The sequence below is a fragment of the Pseudoalteromonas sp. S1608 genome (genome assembly GCF_005887265.1).
Lineage (GTDB): Bacteria > Pseudomonadota > Gammaproteobacteria > Enterobacterales > Alteromonadaceae > Pseudoalteromonas > Pseudoalteromonas undina.
On sequence record NZ_PNDK01000041.1, the window covers coordinates 1 to 16,131 of the forward strand.

A 16,131-nucleotide genomic window follows, 5' to 3' on the forward strand; every position below is an offset into this window, starting at 1 on the left:
AGAGCAACAGCGTATTGCAGCTGAAGAAGAGGCTGAGCGTCTAGAGCAGCAGCGACTGACCGCAGAGCTTGCAGAGGAAGAGGCAAAAAAAGCGGAAAAACCTAAAAAAGAAGGCTTTTTCTCTCGTCTTAAAAAAGGCTTACTTAAAACTCGAGTTAATATTGGCTCTGGTTTCTCGTCAATTTTTAGCGGTAAAAAAATTGACGACGAGTTATTTGAAGAACTAGAGACTCAGTTACTTACTGCTGATCTCGGTGTTGATACCACCATGAAGCTCATTGATAATTTAACTGATGCAGCCGATCGCAAGCAACTTAAAGATGGTGATGCGCTTTATGAGCTTATGAAGCAAGAAATGGCAACTATGCTAAAAACAGCAGAGCAGCCTTTAGAAATACCAGCAGATAAAAAACCTTTTGTTATTTTAATGGTAGGGGTAAACGGCGTAGGTAAAACCACCACCATTGGTAAAATGGCCAAGCAATTCCAAAATCAAGGTAAGTCGGTCATGCTTGCTGCCGGTGATACTTTTAGAGCTGCAGCGGTAGAGCAGCTTCAAGTATGGGGTGAACGCAACAGCATTCCGGTAATAGCTCAACATACAGGTGCTGATAGTGCATCGGTAGTATTTGATGCTTTTCAAGCTGCAAAAGCACGTAATGTCGATGTGTTAATTGCTGATACAGCAGGGCGCTTGCAAAATAAAGATAACTTAATGCAAGAGCTTGAAAAAATAGCCCGTGTAATGAAAAAAGTAGACCCTGATGCACCTCATGAAGTGATGCTGACTATTGATGCTGGTACAGGCCAAAATGCAATTAGCCAAGTAAACTTATTTAATCAATGTGTAGGTTTAACCGGTATCACATTATCAAAGCTTGATGGTACTGCTAAAGGTGGGGTTATTTTTGCCGTTGCCGATAAGTTTAATATTCCTATTCGTTACATTGGCGTAGGTGAAAGTATTGATGATTTACGTACCTTCAAGAGCGATGACTTTATTGACGCGCTATTTAGTCAAGATGAGGACGACGCTTAATTTACCAAAAGGGAGCCTGCTCCCTTTTTAATTGCGAGGAATACCATTTTATTTTAGAGCCTAAGGCTAACAATAAATTGGCAATAATAAAAAATGATAAATTTTCAGCAAGTAAGTAAAACCTATGCCGGTGGACACCGTGCGCTTGAAAAAGTGAACTTTCATATAAAGCCTGGCGAATTGGCCTTTCTAACTGGTCACAGTGGGGCTGGTAAAAGTACACTATTAAAGCTTATTAGCTTAATGGAACGTCCTTCTGCAGGAAACGTGTTTATTAATGGCGTGGATTTAAATAAATTAAATTCCCGTCAAATTCCGTATGCACGTCGCGACATTGGTATTATTTTTCAAAATCATCGATTATTAGAGCGATATACGGTATTTGATAACGTTGCTTTGCCCTTAATTATTGAAGGGACTCACCACAAGCAAATTGCCAAACGTGTACATGGAGCGCTTGATAAAGTGGGCTTGTTAGATAAAGTGCGCTGTCACCCTTCTACACTTTCTGGTGGTGAACAACAACGAGTCGGGATTGCACGAGCCATCGTCAATTCGCCACCTATATTGCTAGCCGATGAACCTACCGGTAACTTAGACCCTGAATTATCAATGGAAATATTACGCCTGTTTGAAGACTTTAATAAACATGGCACCACGGTTTTAATTGCCACTCATGATTTGGGCTTAGTGTCACGGATGAAGTACCGCAGTTTAACGCTTCATGATGGACGAATGAGCCAAGATCCACTGGCTGAGGGGGGATTATGAGTTTACTGTTCAAAAGCCGTCAAAATAGTAATGATAAACAAAAAAAGTCAGTATTCTCTGGCGGTTACTTTTTTATTATTAATATTTTTCGCCAAGGTGTGTACAGCCTAGGAGAAATGTGGCGCACGCCATTGGCTTCAATGATGACCATTGCAGTACTCGGTTTGAGTTTAACCTTGCCCGCTACACTATATTTAGTGGTAAAAAATGTGCAGCAAGTGAGTAGTGGTTTTGAGCAAGCCAGCGAAATATCCTTGTTTGTAAAAGAAAATATGAGCGAGAAAGAAACGCAAACCTTAGTTAAACGCTTAGCGCTATATCCCGAAATACAAACTGTGACTTTTATTTCTCGCACTGAGGCTTTGGATGAGTTCAAAGAAATGTCTGGCTTTGGTCAGGCTTTAGAGTATTTAGATACCAACCCGTTACCGAATGTAGTTTTAGTCACACCAACACAACGACATAGCCAACCTAATGCAGCTAAGCAATTGCTTAAAAAACTTGAAGCCGAACGCGAAGTTGACTTTGGCAAGCTTGATATCGCTTGGCTTGAGCGCCTAAATGCATTACTAAGTTTGTTAAAAGAGAGTGTAATCACGATTGCGCTATTATTACTTACCTCAGTGACGCTTATTATAGGCAATACAATTCGTTTATCTATTATGGATAAAAAAGAAGAAATACAGGTAATGAAGCTAGTAGGGGCAACCAATACCTTTATACACGCTCCCTTTTTATGGACTGGCATTTGGTATGGCGTGATTGGCGGATTGTTTGCCTTTATTTGTGTAGCATTAATGATGTGGTGGCTATCTGCTGCAGTAAGCAGTGTTGCAGGGGTGTATCAAACCAGTTTTACGCTAATAGGGCTTAGTCTTAATGAGTTTGGCGCGTTGGTATTACTTGCTACTAGCTTGGGCTTTATAGGTTCTTACTTATCGGTTAATCGTTACATCTCAGAAATAGAACCCGATAAGGTTTAAGGCCCTAATATAATTCTTAAAACTGTCATGTTTTAAGTTTAAAATAATAAAAAAGCCAAAGCAAAAAGGTTATTTTTTGTTTTGGCTAAATCAATTCATAGGTTATTCAGTCGCCTAGCGTAAACTGACTTAACACTAAAAAAACCACTTGATTTATGATTCAAAAAAGTTTTAAATTCAAGTTAGCACTCTTACTAAAAGAGTGCTAAGATGGTTTCAAATGTTTATCACCGAGGTGAAAAATGAGTAAAGATTTATACGCAATGGCACTTACAGTTGGGCAACAAAGCGCAAGTATGGACGGCTACCTTCAAGCTGTTAGTACTATTCCTATGCTTAAAGTTGAGCAAGAGCAGGAACTTGCAAAAAGACTTCAGGAAGAAGGCGATCTTAGTGCTGCAAAGCAACTCATTATGTCGCATTTGCGCTTTGTAGCGCACATAGCTAAAAGCTACTCGGGCTACGGGTTACCTCAAGCTGATTTAATTCAAGAAGGTAACATCGGACTGATGAAAGCAGTAAAACGTTTTGACCCATCAGTGGGTGTACGTTTGGTTTCATTTGCCGTTCATTGGATTAAAGCCGAAATTCATGAGTTTGTGCTTAAGAACTGGCGTATCGTTAAAGTAGCGACAACCAAAGCACAACGTAAATTGTTTTTTAACTTACGTAAAAATAAAAAGCGTTTAGGTTGGTTTAACCAAGCTGAAGTGAGCACAGTAGCTAGCGAGCTAGGTGTGAGTGAAAAAGAAGTGCGTGAAATGGAATCGCGTATGAGCGGCCAAGACATGGGCTTTGATTTAACTGGCGACGATAATGATGACGCGCCAACTAGTACTTACTCACCGGTACAGTACTTAACCGATGGTTCTGCGGATTTAGCTGACGATATTGAACAGCAACAATGGCAAGAACAGTCACATACGCGTTTGTTTAGCGCCTTGAAAACTCTCGATGAACGTTCTCAAGATATTGTTAGTGCTCGTTGGTTGTCAGACGATAAGGCTACACTGCAAGAGTTGGCTGAAAAATACAGCGTATCAGCAGAGCGTGTTCGCCAGCTGGAAAAAACAGCAATGAAAAAATTACAAAGCGCGATGAGTTAATCGCACTAAAAAATTGATAAAGCCCTGCATGAAAATGCGGGGCTTTTTTTTAACTAAAAAAGCTAACTAAAAAGGTTAATAGAAAGTATCGTTTTTCTTGTTCTGCTTACCTCTAGTCACATCTATGTATCTTTTAATTAAATATACGCTCTTTAAAATTAATGAATAAGTTTGGTTTTAATTTAAATACATGATTTTAGTTTGTTTTTAATTTGGGTATATGAAAATATTCGCGCACCTGAGCGACTTATCGCTCAAATCGTAGCCTAAATTAAGTCATTTAATTGCTGGTTTGTTGCCTTTCAATTTCATTTAACGCGAGTATTTACACTCAATATGAACTCATATTCACTAAAGAAAAAAATCTTGCTATCGGTCGTTCTTGCCCTAGCCGTTATTATTTTATTGCTGTCGTGGAATAGCTACACCTCTCAAAAAGCGTTACTGCTAAAAAGCAGTATTGATAACGTAAGCCAATCTGGTAAGCAACAGGCTACGAGTATTGAAGATTGGCTAGCTAGTCGCCAGCAGATAATTAAATCGGTTGCGAATAAGGTTGAGGGCAACACGCTCAGCGCACTTCAGCAAGCAGCATTTTCAGGTGGCTTTCAGTTAACTTACTTTGGAGATAGCAGCGGAAAAATGACTGACTCTGATCCCAGTATTGATCGCACCGGCTACGATCCGCGCACTCGTCCATGGTATAAACAAGCACTGCTTCAAAGTAGCACCGTAATTACCAAACCTTATTTAGATACCGCGTATAATCTGTTGGTTGTTTCTATTGCTAAAACCACGCAAAGCGGAGTGGTTGCGGGGGATTTATCGATTGAGGCCTTGGTTGATAGCGTCAATACAATGTCTTTGCCTGCGGATGGGTACGCCATTATGATGCATAAAGATGGCACTGTGATTGCCTACAAAGACGCTAGAAAAGTAATGGCAGATATTACGCGTATTGACTCGAAAATAAATCATCAATTAATTTTATCTAACAGTCAAAACGGTGAATTTACTCCTGTTTACTTTGAGAGTGAAGGCCGAGAGAAGCTAGTTTGGGGTGAAAACATTAACAATACAGATTGGCAGTTGTTGTTTGTATTGGATAAACAAACTTTAGAGGCTCCGCTTATTAGTTTATTGCTGACCCAATTAGTGCTGGTTGCAGTAGCACTTTTACTGAGTGTGTTGGCTATTTCATGGTTGTTGGGTGTATTGCTCGCTCCTTTGAGCCGAGTGTCGCAAGCTTTATCAACAATTGCAGATGGTAACGGTGATTTAACCCAGCGTATAACTGTTGATACGCAAGATGAAGTTGGGGTTCTGGCTGATAGTTTTAATCGTTTTGTTAGCAGCCAACATGAACTGATCAGTCATATTCGTCAATTAGCTACTGACTTAGACTTTGATGCAGAGAAAAGCTTGATCACCAACCAAAGCAGTGTCAGTGAGTTGCAGCGTCAGCAACAAGAAGTGGCTATGGTTGCTACCGCGGTCACAGAAATGGCGAGTGCAACCCATGAAATTGCCGCTAATGCAGAAAACACCGCAACCGCATCGCAACAATCGGCACAAAGTAGCCGTGAAGGTAAGCTGTTAGTTGATAAAACCAGAAACACGATTAATTCACTCGCGGGCGAAATAGACCAAACTACCACAGTTATTGGTGAATTAAGTTTGCATGCTCAGGCTATATCGAGCATTTTAACTACCATTCAAGAAATTGCTGAGCAAACAAATCTCTTAGCGCTTAATGCTGCAATAGAGGCCGCCCGTGCGGGAGAGCAGGGGCGTGGTTTTGCTGTGGTTGCAGATGAGGTGCGCGTGCTCTCAAGAAGAACACAAAACTCTACAGCCGAAATTTATACCACTATAGAAACCTTACAAAACACCACTAAAAAAGCAGTGAGCTTGATGGACAGCAGTAAGGGCTATGCCAACAATAGTGTGGATGATGTAAATGCTGCCGCACACGCACTAGAAGAAATTACTTTGGCGGTAAATGAGATTTCTGATATGGCGGGTCAAATAGCGGTTGCAGCAGAAGAGCAAACGCAAGTGACCAATGAAATTACTAGAAATACGGTTGCTATTAAAGATGTAACCGATGAAATAACTACCTCAGCTACCGCGCATTTAAGCCAAGCCGAAGTATTAAAAGACAGAGCTACAGATCTAAATGCCAAGGTAGCGACATTTGTTTTATAAATACCATACTTATAATTGAGTTAAATTAACTGTTGGGGTAAGGCGTTCGCTTACTCCATCAGTTTAATGAAATGGCTTGTTGTTGGGCTATTTGTACATACTTACGTTCTACCAGCTGTGATACTGGTACCAGTTCAAATCCTTGCTCGATTAATTGCGGCAAAGCTTGGCGTAAAAAATCGATAGTTTCGGGGTAGGGGTGTGCTATTGCAATGGCAAACTGATATTTAGTTGCTTTTGACTTTAGCTCTTCTAGCCTAAATTGTAGCTGCTCAGGGGTAGTTATATTATCTAAAAATACATGCCGACCAATATTTTCTACCCCCAAAAAGTTAGCTGCATTTTGCGCCTGGCTTAATTCGGTTGTTCGGCTATCGAGAAAATACAACTGACGCTTTTTAAGTACTTCCATGGTCCACTTCATTGCTTGGCTTTGCTGAGTGAGTGCAGAACCCATATGATTATTAACCCCTTTAACTTGTGGCAAACTCGCCAGTGCATTACCGAGTGTTTGTTGAAGTTGTGCTTTATCCATATTTAAAGTAAGTGCCCCAGGGCCTAGCTTTTTACCATTTAAAGCTTGCATAGGCACATGCAACAGGAGCTCTTTATCTGACTGACTAGCAAGGGTTGCAAATATTTGAGAATAGGGGGTATGAGGCAAAATTGAATAAGACAATTGCCCAGGTAAACTTAGGAATTCTAGGTCACGTTGATGATAACCTATGTCATCGATCACTATGGCTATTTGTTTGGCTTTAACACCATGGGGTGTAGCAAATAGGATTAAAAAAAGCCCAGCTAACACCATTAAATTTATAATTTTCACGTTTTATAATTTTTATTATCTTTAAATAGTTTACCGTTTTTATTGCATGCTAAGTAGCTGTTTTGCTTTTACTAACTGGATATCGGCTAATTCTTCAGTGTTGAAAACGGTGTTTTGTTCTGATTGTTCATTTTTTATTATAACGGCTTTATTTGTTTGTGGAAGTGTTGTTTGATTAATCGCCACATTTGGAGTTACGCCAATCCCTTCAATAGACTCTCCCAGTGGTGTAAAGTAACGTGCGGTGGTTAGTTTTAAGGCGGTATCGCCGTCGCCTAATGGAATAAGTGATTGCACTGTTCCTTTACCAAACGACTGACTCCCTACTATTTTTGCACGTAGATTTTCTTTTAACGCTGCAGCCAGTATTTCTGCTGCTGAGGCTGAATTTTCATTAATCAGGACAACAATCGGAGCACCTTTCAAAATATCGCCGCGTTTAGCGTAAAAAGATTGATTCGAATCATAAAAGCGCCCTTTGGTCGTTACAATTAAGCCATCTTGAAGAAACAGGTCTGCTATCGCAACTGCACTCTTTAAAGTGCCTCCCGGGTTATCTCGTAAATCAATAATTAGGCCTTTTAATGAATGGCCATAATGGTTTTGCATGGCGGCTATTTGCAAGGCAACTTCATGCAAAGTGTGATTAGAAAAGTTATTAATAGCGATATAACCGCTACCTGAGTCAAGTAGTTGCTTAGTTACACTCGTTAGCTTAATTTGTTTTCTACTTAGATTAAATATTAGCGGTGTTTGAGTGTTATTACGGGTAATACTTAGCTGTACTTTACCGTTAGCACTGTCTTTGATGTATTGTGCAACTAAATCAATCGGACTGTTTTCTACATAGTGCTGATTAACGGCAGTAATTATATCGCCTGAGCGAAGTCCTGCTTGTTTGGCTGGTGAATTATTAATTACTTTAACAATCGTGGTGCGTTGCTCGATGCTTTTTACTTCTATACCTAGGCCGGTATAGCGACCATTCGTGTTATTAAATAATGCATTTAGCTCATTTTTATCTAAATACTTAGAGTAGGCGTCGAGCTTAGAGTATAAGCGTTCAAATTGAGACGAGTTGTATTCAATATACTCACTGTTTTGCAGTGCTAAATCATCAACGTAGTAGGTGTGAATATTAAACAGTATTTCATTTATTTTTTGGCTTTCTAAGTCTTTAACCGAGCTTGCATAGGTAGTATTTATAAAGCCAAAAAACACTAATAAAACAAATAAGATAAAACAAAAGCAGGGTGATCGCTTTTTCACAGAGGTTTTTTGTTGGCAAATGTGTGTGTTTATCATAACTGCCTCTAACAGGATGCAGCTATTTTGATATTAAATACGCCTGCACCATTTTATGGGATTAACAGCACGCCCTTTATGACGTATTTCAAAGTATAGACCAGAATCGGCTTGTCCACCGCTTTGCCCAACTAATGCAACACTTTCACCTTCTCTGACCATATCACCCACGTCTTTTAGCAAGGTTTGTGCGTGTCCGTATAAGCTCATAAAACCTTGACCATGGTCAAGTACGATTACCCAGCCATAGCCTTTTAACCAATCAGCAAACACTACTTGGCCATTATCAATGCTATTAACAGAAGTCCCTTCAGATGCAGAAATTAATACACCTTTCCAGTTTATTCCGCCGTGCTTACGTTGGCCAAACCTATGCGCTAATTTCCCTTTGCTCGGCCAGTTTAATTTTCCTTTATTACGATTTAAGCCAAGTAGTTCAATTTTTGTGACTTTTTCTTCTTCTTCAAGTTCTTTGATAGTGGCAATTAGAGTTTGTTCGTTTTCTTCTAAATAGCTAATGGAATTTTTGGTTTTATTTAACTGCTTTTTTAGGTTTTGTAAGCTTGCTTGGCGCTCATTTTTAGCCCCAAGAAGTGCTGCTTGTCGTCTTTTTTGTTCTTCAAATAAAGCAACCAGCCTCTCTTTTGTTTTCGCAAGCTCAGCTTGATTTTTTGCAATCTCAACTTGCAGTGCTTTAAGATCATCAAGTTGCTTTATACGAGCTTTATTTAGGTAGTTATAGTAGCTAAGTGTGCGTTCAAATTTGGCGGTATCTTCTTGGTTAAGTAGCATTTTTGAATAGTCATCGCTACCTGCCATATAAGCACTTTTTAACTGTGCTGCTAAAATACGTTGAAATTGGGCTTGTTGTTTTTCAAGCTTTGCCGCGCGTTGTTGTTGCTCTGCTTGCTGTTGTTGTGTTTTTTTAACGGATTGCTCAGCCATATTAAGTGCTTTAGCGTTTTTCGCTATAGCGAGCTCATGTGTTTTTAGTTTTTGCTGCTGTTTAGCTATTTCTTTTTGCTGTTGTTGAAACTCAGCTTGGCTTTGCTCTAAAGCAACTTGTACTTGGGATAGGTCTTTTTTGGTACGATCTTCATTAGCCACTGCAACGGCAGTGGCTAATGAGTTTAGTACACATATACACGCAATGATGCGGCATGCGCTTTTATTCATAAATTATTTCAACACCATAATTGGCGAACCGGTCATTTCTGCAGGTTGTTCCAAACCCATTAAATGCAGCATAGTAGGTGCAACATCGCTCAAGGCTTTACCGGTATGCGCTTGTGCGTCACGACCTACATAAATAAAGGGTACTGGCTCGCTAGTATGTGCTGTGTGCGCTTGGCCTGTTTTAAGGTTTGCCATTTGCTCTGCATTACCATGATCAGCAGTTATTAGTGCTTCTCCACCATATTCTTTAAGGGCATCAACTACACGACCAATACAGCTATCTACTGCTTCACAGGCTTTAACTGCCGCTTCAAATACACCTGAGTGGCCGACCATATCGCCATTAGGGTAGTTACAAATAATGGCATCATACTTTCCACTTTTTATTGCTGCAACGAGTTTATCGGTAAGCATTTTTGAGTTCATTTCTGGCTGTAAATCATACGTTGCTACTTGAGGAGATGGGATCAGCTCGCGAGTTTCGCCGTCAAACTCATTTTCGCGTCCGCCACTAAAGAAAAAGGTAACGTGGGCATATTTTTCAGTTTCAGATATACGTAGCTGAGTTTTACCTTGTTTTTCAAACCATTCGCCAAGTACGTTATTAAGCGGCGTTGGGCCAAAAGCCACTGGCGCATCAATATCAGCAGCGTACTCAGTCATCATCACAAAGGCACTAAGCTCGGGCGATTTTTTCTTATTAAAGCCGTCAAAATCAGGTTCGACAAAGGCGCGAGTGATTTCGCGTGCGCGGTCTGCTCTAAAGTTGGCAAATATAATGGTGTCGCCATCATTTACTTTTACTGATTCGCTACCTTTTGGGGTAATAGTACTTGCTGCTACAAATTCGTCATTTTCATCGCGCTCATAAGCCGCGTTAAGTGCGTTTACGCCATCTTCATAATCAAAGTCGCTTTCACCTAGGGTGATTAAATTATACGCTTTTTCAACACGGTTCCAGCGGTTGTCTCTATCCATGGCATAGTAACGACCAATTAATGAGGCTAAACGGCCACATTTAAGTTCGCTAAACAAGGCTTCAATACGCTCAATTGATGCTTTAGCGCTGCGTGGGGGAGTATCTCTGCCATCTAAAAATGCATGAAAGTACACCTCTTTAGCGCCGCGTTTTGCAGCCAATTGTATACTCGCCACAATATGATCTTCGTGACTATGAACGCCACCAGGGCTTAGCAGTCCCATAATATGAACGGCTTTGTTGGCATGAACAGCTTTATCAATGTTTTCAACCAGTGCAGGGGTTGTATCAAATTCGCCATCATCAATGGCTTTTGTGATGCGAGTAAAATCTTGATACACAATACGACCAGCACCTAAATTAACATGGCCAACCTCAGAATTACCCATTTGACCACCAGGAAGACCCACATCTAAACCCGATGCTGAAATTAATGTATGAGGGCGAGTTGCCCAAAGCTCATCTAACACAGGGGTATTAGCAGCTAAAATGGCATTACTTTGCTCATCTTCTCTGTATCCCCAGCCATCTAAAATCATTAATACCAGTGGTTTTTTATGCTCTGTCATAGTCACTCCTGAATAATTAGCGTTGCTAAAATACACGCTAACATTAATGCCAACATGCCAAGCTTAAGCATACCGTGTTTTATAGCTAGGATCAGCAATGAAAAGAAGATATTAAAAATTTTCAATGAGCTCACTCTCTCAATTGAATATTTTAAAGGGTTAGGTTATTTTTCAGTTAAAAGAGCACTACATTGTGGCTTTCACGCGTGCTTAAACTCGCATTTTTAGCTGATTTGGGTATACTTGCGCGGCTAATCCCTACTTTATTCAAGTATTGAATAGGTTTGTGGGGTAAGTTAAGCCTATGTGTAGGTAAAACTCAGAGTAGCCTAGCAGTGCTCTAAATTGACTTATTGATGAGTGGCTGCTCATTGTGTAAGTACAATAAATATGAATTAAATATCTAAAACACCTTGTTTTAGCATGTAACTTTATAGTGGAAGTCGAATGGATCAATATATTGAATTTGTCTCAAATCATCCAATTCTAAGCCTAGCTTGGGTTGCGATTGCGTTTCTTATTGTTAGTGGCGCAATAAAAAGTAAATTTTCAGCAATTCGTCAGATCAATCCTCAGCAGTTAACGTTACTTATTAACCGCGAAGACGGTCAGGTTGTTGATATGCGCGGGCAAAAAGAGTTTAAAACAGGTCATATTGCCGGTGCTGTGCACTTAAACCCAGAAAAAGCTAAAGAATCTGATTTCTCAACCCTTGAAAAGTATAAGAGCAAACCCATTATAGTGGTATGTGCTGCAGGCATGACTGCCTCAGGTGTTGCAACCGCAATGCATAAAGCAGGCTATGAACAGGTTTATGTTTTATCTGGCGGTATGGGTGCGTGGCAATCAGCAAGTCTGCCAACAACAAGCGGTCGCTAATATCTCTTAGCTAAACCGATTAAGGATTAATTATGAGTAACGTTGTTTTATACACCAAAGGATATTGTCCTTTTTGTCATCGCGCATTAGCGCTGTTAGACAGCAAAGGTGTAGAATACACAAACATTGATATTGGCGTTCAGCCAGAGCTTCGCGATGAAATGATCGCCAAAGCCGGTGGCGCAAGCACGGTTCCACAAATTTTTATTAACGATGAACACATCGGTGGCTGTGACGACATGATGGCACTAGAAGCACAAGGTCACCTTGACGCTAAGCTAAGTGCTTAATTTAATTTATTATAATAAATAACAGGTTAGGAATAACAATGAACGAACAAAATCAAAACGCAGCAGCAGAAGCTGATGCAGGCGCACAGTTTACTATTCAACGTATTTACACTAAAGATGTGTCGTTTGAAACGCCAAATTCACCAGCTATTTTTCAAAAAGAGTGGGCTCCAGAAGTAAAATTAGATTTAGATACACGCTCTAATAAGCTTGATGAAGGTGTATACGAAGTTGTTTTAGCATTAACTGTGACGGCATCTATCGGTGAAGAAACTGCGTTTTTGTGTGAAATTCAGCAAGCAGGTATTTTTACTATTGCTGAAGTTGAAGAAATGCAATTAGCACACATGCTAGGTGCATTCTGTCCTAACGTGTTATTCCCATATGCACGTGAAGCGGTATCGAACTTAGTAAATCGTGGTACGTTTCCACAACTTAATCTTGCGCCAGTTAACTTTGACGCATTATTTGCACAGTACATGCAGCAACGCACAGCGCAAGCTGAGCAGGCTTCAGCAGACGCATAATTTATGAATACAGCAACATCAGCTGTTACTGTTTTAGGGGCGGGGTCATATGGCACCGCCCTTGCTATTTGTTTAGCCCGAAATGGTCACAAAGTGACTTTATGGGGACGCAATAGTCAAGACGTTGCGACGCTTGCAGCTGAGCGAAAAAATCAACGTTACTTACCTGATATTCCTTTTCCTGACACCTTAACTCTTGAAGCTGATTTACAGCATGCAACAGCAGCTAGCGATATTGTACTGGTTGTTGTGCCGAGTCATGCGTTTGCTGACACGTTAAAGCAAATTAAACCGGCTTTACGCTCAGATGCAAAAATAGCGTGGGCTACTAAAGGGCTTGAGCCTGATACTGGGCGTTTATTGCAAGAAGTGGCAGTGCAAGAACTCGGTGAAGAAGTGCCATTAGCGGTGCTTTCGGGGCCAACTTTTGCTAAAGAAATGGCGAAGGGTTCACCAACTGCCATTTCGGTGTCATCAACGTCATCAGCATTTGCGAAACAAATTGCCGATTTATTACATTGCGGTCGCTCGTTTAGAGTGTACAACAATGACGACTTTATTGGCATACAGCTTGGTGGTGCGGTTAAAAACGTAATTGCTATTGGTGCAGGGATTTCTGATGGTGTTGGCTTCGGTGCAAATGCACGTACCGCGCTTATTACCCGTGGTTTAGCAGAGTTATCGCGTTTGGGTTGTGCCCTAGGTGCAAAGCCAGAGACCTTTATGGGGATGGCTGGATTAGGCGATTTAATTCTAACCTGTACCGATAATCAGTCGCGCAACCGCCGTTTTGGTTTAGCCTTAGGTCAAGGTGAAAGTGTTGATGATGCGATTGCATCAATCGGTCAAGTAGTTGAAGGATTTAGAAATACCAAAGAAGTGTATTTACTCGCGCAGCGTGCTGGTGTTGAAATGCCAATCACTGAGCAAATATACAAAGTACTTTATGAAAATAAAGACATGAAAGCAGCAGCTATGGCCTTATTAGGTCGTGAACAGAAATCAGAATAAAACGAACTGCTAGGTTTTAGGTGACAGGTATTTTGTTTACCTAAAACCTTATTGGGCGTTTGGAAAACCAAGCTGGCGCCAAGATTCATACACAAACACAGCTACCGCATTAGATAGATTCATACTGCGGCTATCGGCTTGCATAGGAATACGCACGCGTTGCTCGTTTGGCAGTGCTTGAATCATGTCATCAGGTAAGCCTCGGGTTTCTGGGCCGAATACTAAGCAATCACCCGCTTCATACTGTGCTTGGTGATGAAATTGACTACCTTTAGTGGTGCACGCATACACTTTTTTAGGCTGGCACTTTTCTAAGTAAGCTTCAAATGAAGCATGACGTTGCACATGACTAAATTCGTGATAATCAAGGCCAGCGCGTTTTACACGTTTGTCATCCCACTCAAACCCTAACGGTTCAATTAAATGCAGTGCATAGCCTGTATTGGCACATAAACGAATGATATTCCCGGTGTTAGGCGGAATTTCAGGTTGGTATAAAACAATATCCAGCACAATAAGCCCTATAAAATCTTTAATTTGACGGGCTCAGTATACACGAACAATGAATAAAAAATGATATACTGAAAACATTAAATACAGCATAAAACGGAAAGATACGTGCATAATCGCAGTTATGAATTTTGGGTCAAGGCCTCTAGCATCGTGACCATGGTCATGGTTAGCCTAATGATTGCGACCAAAGCATGGGCATGGCTGGCATCGGGTTCGGCGTCAATGCTTGGCTCATTAACCGACTCATTAATGGATATCACAGCGACACTAATGAGCTTTTTGGTTTTATCGTATGCACTGCGCCCTGCTGACGATGACCACCGATTTGGTCACGGTAAAGCGGAGGCGCTTGCAGGGTTAGGGCAAGCAGCTTTTATTGCAGGCTCGGGTTGTTTATTGGCGTTTCACGGTATTGAGCGACTCATTAACCCCGTAGAGCTGACACATTCATTATTAGGTGTTTGGGTCAGTATTTTTGCCATAGTGTGTACATTAATGATTGTATTTGTGCAAAATAAAGTCGTGAAGCATACAGAGTCAATCGCTATAAAAGCCGATTCTGTACACTACAAAGGCGATTTAATTTTAAACGCTGCGGTGCTACTTGCTATTTTGCTGGCCTATTATGGGGTACTGTATGCTGACCCTTTGTTTGCGATAGGTGTGGCAGGGTATTTACTTTATAACAGCTGGGATATAGCAACAGAGAGTGCCTCACACTTAATGGATAAAGAGCTGCCCGATGAAGAAAAGCAAAGCATTTTTGAGATAGCGCGTAACCATAATGACGTTTATGGGGTGCACGGTATTCGCACTCGACAAGGCGGTAAAGTTAAGTTTATTCAGCTGCATTTAGAGCTTGATGACAATTTACCACTTATTCGTGCCCATAAAGTAGCAGATGAAGTAGAAGCCATGATAAGTGCTCGTTTTGAATCTGAGGTAGATATACTCATCCACCTCGATCCGCTTTCTGTTTTAGTGAATTCTAAAACTGCTCAAGAAGTAACAGACTCACAAAACTGATAAAAATTAGTTAATAGCGGCTTTCGAATTTCGTCACGTTCAAAAAGTAGCTCGTGTTTTGCATCTTCAAAACTCTCGATTGTTGCATGAGCATGCCTTTTTGCAAAACTATACTGCGCTTTGTTATTAACCACTGTATCGCTAGCTGCACTTGCTATAAACAATGGAATTGGTACGTTTAGATTATCAATCGACTTTAAGAATGATATCGTAGCTGCGAGCCAGCCAAACGTAACGCCACCCAATTGTATGTTAGGTTCTAATTGATAGGCTTGCCTAAAGTAGGTGTAACGCTCCTCGCTGCTAGTAAGTACGTTTTCTGTAAATGGGATTGGGTTGTAGTTGCCTTGTCCAAATGCATAGCAAGAGTGTAAACCAAGCCAAGTGGCTAAGTTAACAATAAATTGCGTTGGTATTTTTGGTACGTCTTTTGTAAAAATATCAAACATAGGCGCAGACAAAAACACACCTTTATAGCTGTTTTCAAAATTAGCTAGATAATCAACTGCTATCGCGCTACCCATTGAATGAGCCAGCATGATTTTTTTACCTTGCCAATGCTTTGAAACTATTTGCTGATCAAAGTTATTAAGGTCATTGCTGTAGTTATTATAATGTTTTACAAAGCCTTTATGCTTATTTTTAAGATGTCTGTAAGAGCGCCCCTGACCTTGGTGATCCATAATAAACACAGCAAAATTATTACAGTATAGCTCCCATATCAGTTCTTTATACTTTTCTAGGCCCTCAACACGCCCCGTACTTATCACTACTGCAGTGGTAGCATTGTTAGGGATTGCGTATGCGTAAAATAACTTTCCTGCAGGTGTATCTAAGTAGCTTTTAGTTAAATGTGAAGTATAAAAAACACTAATGGCCTCTTGATTATTCTCAAGCTGGGCTTCTGAACTATAAAACAT

Annotated in this window: 16 protein-coding genes; 10 read left to right on the top strand and 6 right to left on the bottom strand. The window is 40.5% G+C overall.

What is annotated here, in order from left to right:
- From ftsY to CWB75_RS15355, 5 genes are all read left to right on the top strand, one after another.
- A partial coding sequence (gene ftsY / locus CWB75_RS15335) for a signal recognition particle-docking protein FtsY (protein ID WP_138571114.1) occupies positions 1-1,039 on the top strand: 1,039 nt, incomplete at its 5' end.
- A gap of 93 nt (positions 1,040-1,132) precedes the next feature.
- Positions 1,133-1,810: a cell division ATP-binding protein FtsE gene (gene ftsE / locus CWB75_RS15340; RefSeq protein WP_138571115.1), complete on the top strand. Its 678-nt coding sequence runs from the start codon at positions 1,133-1,135 to the stop codon at positions 1,808-1,810.
- Entirely contained in the window at positions 1,807-2,793 is a 987-nt protein-coding gene (ftsX, locus tag CWB75_RS15345) for a permease-like cell division protein FtsX (RefSeq protein ID WP_138571116.1), read from the top strand. The genes ftsE and ftsX overlap by 4 nt, the downstream gene beginning before the upstream one ends.
- Before the next feature lie 242 nt (positions 2,794-3,035).
- Positions 3,036-3,899 (top strand): RNA polymerase sigma factor RpoH, encoded by an 864-nt coding sequence (gene rpoH / locus CWB75_RS15350; protein WP_008114893.1) that lies wholly within the window; start codon positions 3,036-3,038, stop codon positions 3,897-3,899.
- Positions 3,900-4,235: 336 nt separating this feature from the next.
- Positions 4,236-6,107 carry a methyl-accepting chemotaxis protein gene (locus CWB75_RS15355; protein WP_138571117.1) on the top strand — a complete coding sequence of 624 codons (1,872 nt, stop codon included), beginning with the start codon at positions 4,236-4,238 and terminating at the stop codon, positions 6,105-6,107.
- A 58-nt stretch (positions 6,108-6,165) separates the two neighbouring features.
- Here CWB75_RS15355 and CWB75_RS15360 read toward each other — a convergent pair whose 3' ends face one another.
- The 4 genes from CWB75_RS15360 to gpmM are packed head-to-tail and all read right to left on the bottom strand — an operon-like array spanning position 6,166 to position 10,965.
- Positions 6,166-6,918, bottom strand: a complete 753-nt coding sequence (locus CWB75_RS15360) for a divergent polysaccharide deacetylase family protein (RefSeq protein ID WP_138571133.1) — start codon at positions 6,916-6,918, stop codon at positions 6,166-6,168.
- Between the two features lie 57 nt (positions 6,919-6,975).
- Positions 6,976-8,241 carry a S41 family peptidase gene (locus CWB75_RS15365; RefSeq protein ID WP_138571118.1) on the bottom strand — a complete coding sequence of 422 codons (1,266 nt, stop codon included), beginning with the start codon at positions 8,239-8,241 and terminating at the stop codon, positions 6,976-6,978.
- Between the two features lie 33 nt (positions 8,242-8,274).
- Positions 8,275-9,417 (bottom strand): murein hydrolase activator EnvC family protein, encoded by a 1,143-nt coding sequence (locus CWB75_RS15370; protein WP_138571119.1) that lies wholly within the window; start codon positions 9,415-9,417, stop codon positions 8,275-8,277.
- Between the two features lie 3 nt (positions 9,418-9,420).
- Positions 9,421-10,965 (bottom strand): 2,3-bisphosphoglycerate-independent phosphoglycerate mutase, encoded by a 1,545-nt coding sequence (gene gpmM, locus CWB75_RS15375; RefSeq protein WP_138571120.1) that lies wholly within the window; start codon positions 10,963-10,965, stop codon positions 9,421-9,423.
- Positions 10,966-11,412: 447 nt separating this feature from the next.
- On the opposite strand from gpmM, the gene CWB75_RS15380 reads away from it, so the two are divergent.
- Genes CWB75_RS15380 through gpsA form a run of 4 tightly spaced genes read left to right on the top strand, consistent with a single transcriptional unit; the run spans position 11,413 to position 13,672 of the window.
- Positions 11,413-11,844 (top strand): rhodanese-like domain-containing protein, encoded by a 432-nt coding sequence (locus CWB75_RS15380; RefSeq protein WP_010391832.1) that lies wholly within the window; start codon positions 11,413-11,415, stop codon positions 11,842-11,844.
- Positions 11,845-11,876: 32 nt separating this feature from the next.
- Entirely contained in the window at positions 11,877-12,134 is a 258-nt protein-coding gene (grxC, locus tag CWB75_RS15385; protein ID WP_010391834.1) for a glutaredoxin 3, read from the top strand.
- Between the two features lie 38 nt (positions 12,135-12,172).
- Positions 12,173-12,661 (top strand): protein-export chaperone SecB, encoded by a 489-nt coding sequence (gene secB / locus CWB75_RS15390; RefSeq protein WP_010391837.1) that lies wholly within the window; start codon positions 12,173-12,175, stop codon positions 12,659-12,661.
- Positions 12,662-12,664: 3 nt separating this feature from the next.
- On the top strand, positions 12,665-13,672 hold the full coding sequence (gene gpsA / locus CWB75_RS15395; protein ID WP_055012423.1) for an NAD(P)H-dependent glycerol-3-phosphate dehydrogenase: 1,008 nt from the start codon (positions 12,665-12,667) through the stop codon (positions 13,670-13,672).
- A gap of 48 nt (positions 13,673-13,720) precedes the next feature.
- Here the strand turns inward: gpsA and trmL are convergent, their stop codons facing one another.
- Complete coding sequence (gene trmL / locus CWB75_RS15400; protein WP_010391841.1) at positions 13,721-14,185, bottom strand: tRNA (uridine(34)/cytosine(34)/5-carboxymethylaminomethyluridine(34)-2'-O)-methyltransferase TrmL; 465 nt, start codon at positions 14,183-14,185, stop codon at positions 13,721-13,723.
- Between the two features lie 105 nt (positions 14,186-14,290).
- Between trmL and CWB75_RS15405 the strand changes: the two genes are divergently transcribed.
- Entirely contained in the window at positions 14,291-15,211 is a 921-nt protein-coding gene (locus tag CWB75_RS15405) for a cation diffusion facilitator family transporter (protein WP_502704784.1), read from the top strand.
- Here CWB75_RS15405 and CWB75_RS15410 read toward each other — a convergent pair.
- Positions 15,184-16,131, bottom strand: a complete 948-nt coding sequence (locus CWB75_RS15410) for an alpha/beta fold hydrolase (protein ID WP_138571121.1) — start codon at positions 16,129-16,131, stop codon at positions 15,184-15,186. The two genes, CWB75_RS15405 and CWB75_RS15410, sit on opposite strands and share 28 nt — an antisense overlap.

Bases quoted from the DNA above. Each gene is read 5' to 3' on its own strand.
- CWB75_RS15355 (WP_138571117.1), top strand. From the start codon at position 4,236: ATGAACTCATATTCACTAAAGAAAAAAATCTTGCTATCGGTCGTTCTT.
- ftsE (WP_138571115.1), top strand. From the start codon at position 1,133: ATGATAAATTTTCAGCAAGTAAGTAAAACCTATGCCGGTGGACACCGT.
- grxC (WP_010391834.1), top strand. From the start codon at position 11,877: ATGAGTAACGTTGTTTTATACACCAAAGGATATTGTCCTTTTTGTCAT.
- secB (WP_010391837.1), top strand. From the start codon at position 12,173: ATGAACGAACAAAATCAAAACGCAGCAGCAGAAGCTGATGCAGGCGCA.
- CWB75_RS15365 (WP_138571118.1), bottom strand. From the start codon at position 8,241: ATGATAAACACACACATTTGCCAACAAAAAACCTCTGTGAAAAAGCGA.
- CWB75_RS15380 (WP_010391832.1), top strand. From the start codon at position 11,413: ATGGATCAATATATTGAATTTGTCTCAAATCATCCAATTCTAAGCCTA.
- gpmM (WP_138571120.1), bottom strand. From the start codon at position 10,965: ATGACAGAGCATAAAAAACCACTGGTATTAATGATTTTAGATGGCTGG.
- gpsA (WP_055012423.1), top strand. From the start codon at position 12,665: ATGAATACAGCAACATCAGCTGTTACTGTTTTAGGGGCGGGGTCATAT.
- rpoH (WP_008114893.1), top strand. From the start codon at position 3,036: ATGAGTAAAGATTTATACGCAATGGCACTTACAGTTGGGCAACAAAGC.
- CWB75_RS15410 (WP_138571121.1), bottom strand. From the start codon at position 16,131: ATGTTTTATAGTTCAGAAGCCCAGCTTGAGAATAATCAAGAGGCCATT.
- CWB75_RS15360 (WP_138571133.1), bottom strand. From the start codon at position 6,918: ATGGTGTTAGCTGGGCTTTTTTTAATCCTATTTGCTACACCCCATGGT.
- CWB75_RS15370 (WP_138571119.1), bottom strand. From the start codon at position 9,417: ATGAATAAAAGCGCATGCCGCATCATTGCGTGTATATGTGTACTAAAC.
- ftsX (WP_138571116.1), top strand. From the start codon at position 1,807: ATGAGTTTACTGTTCAAAAGCCGTCAAAATAGTAATGATAAACAAAAA.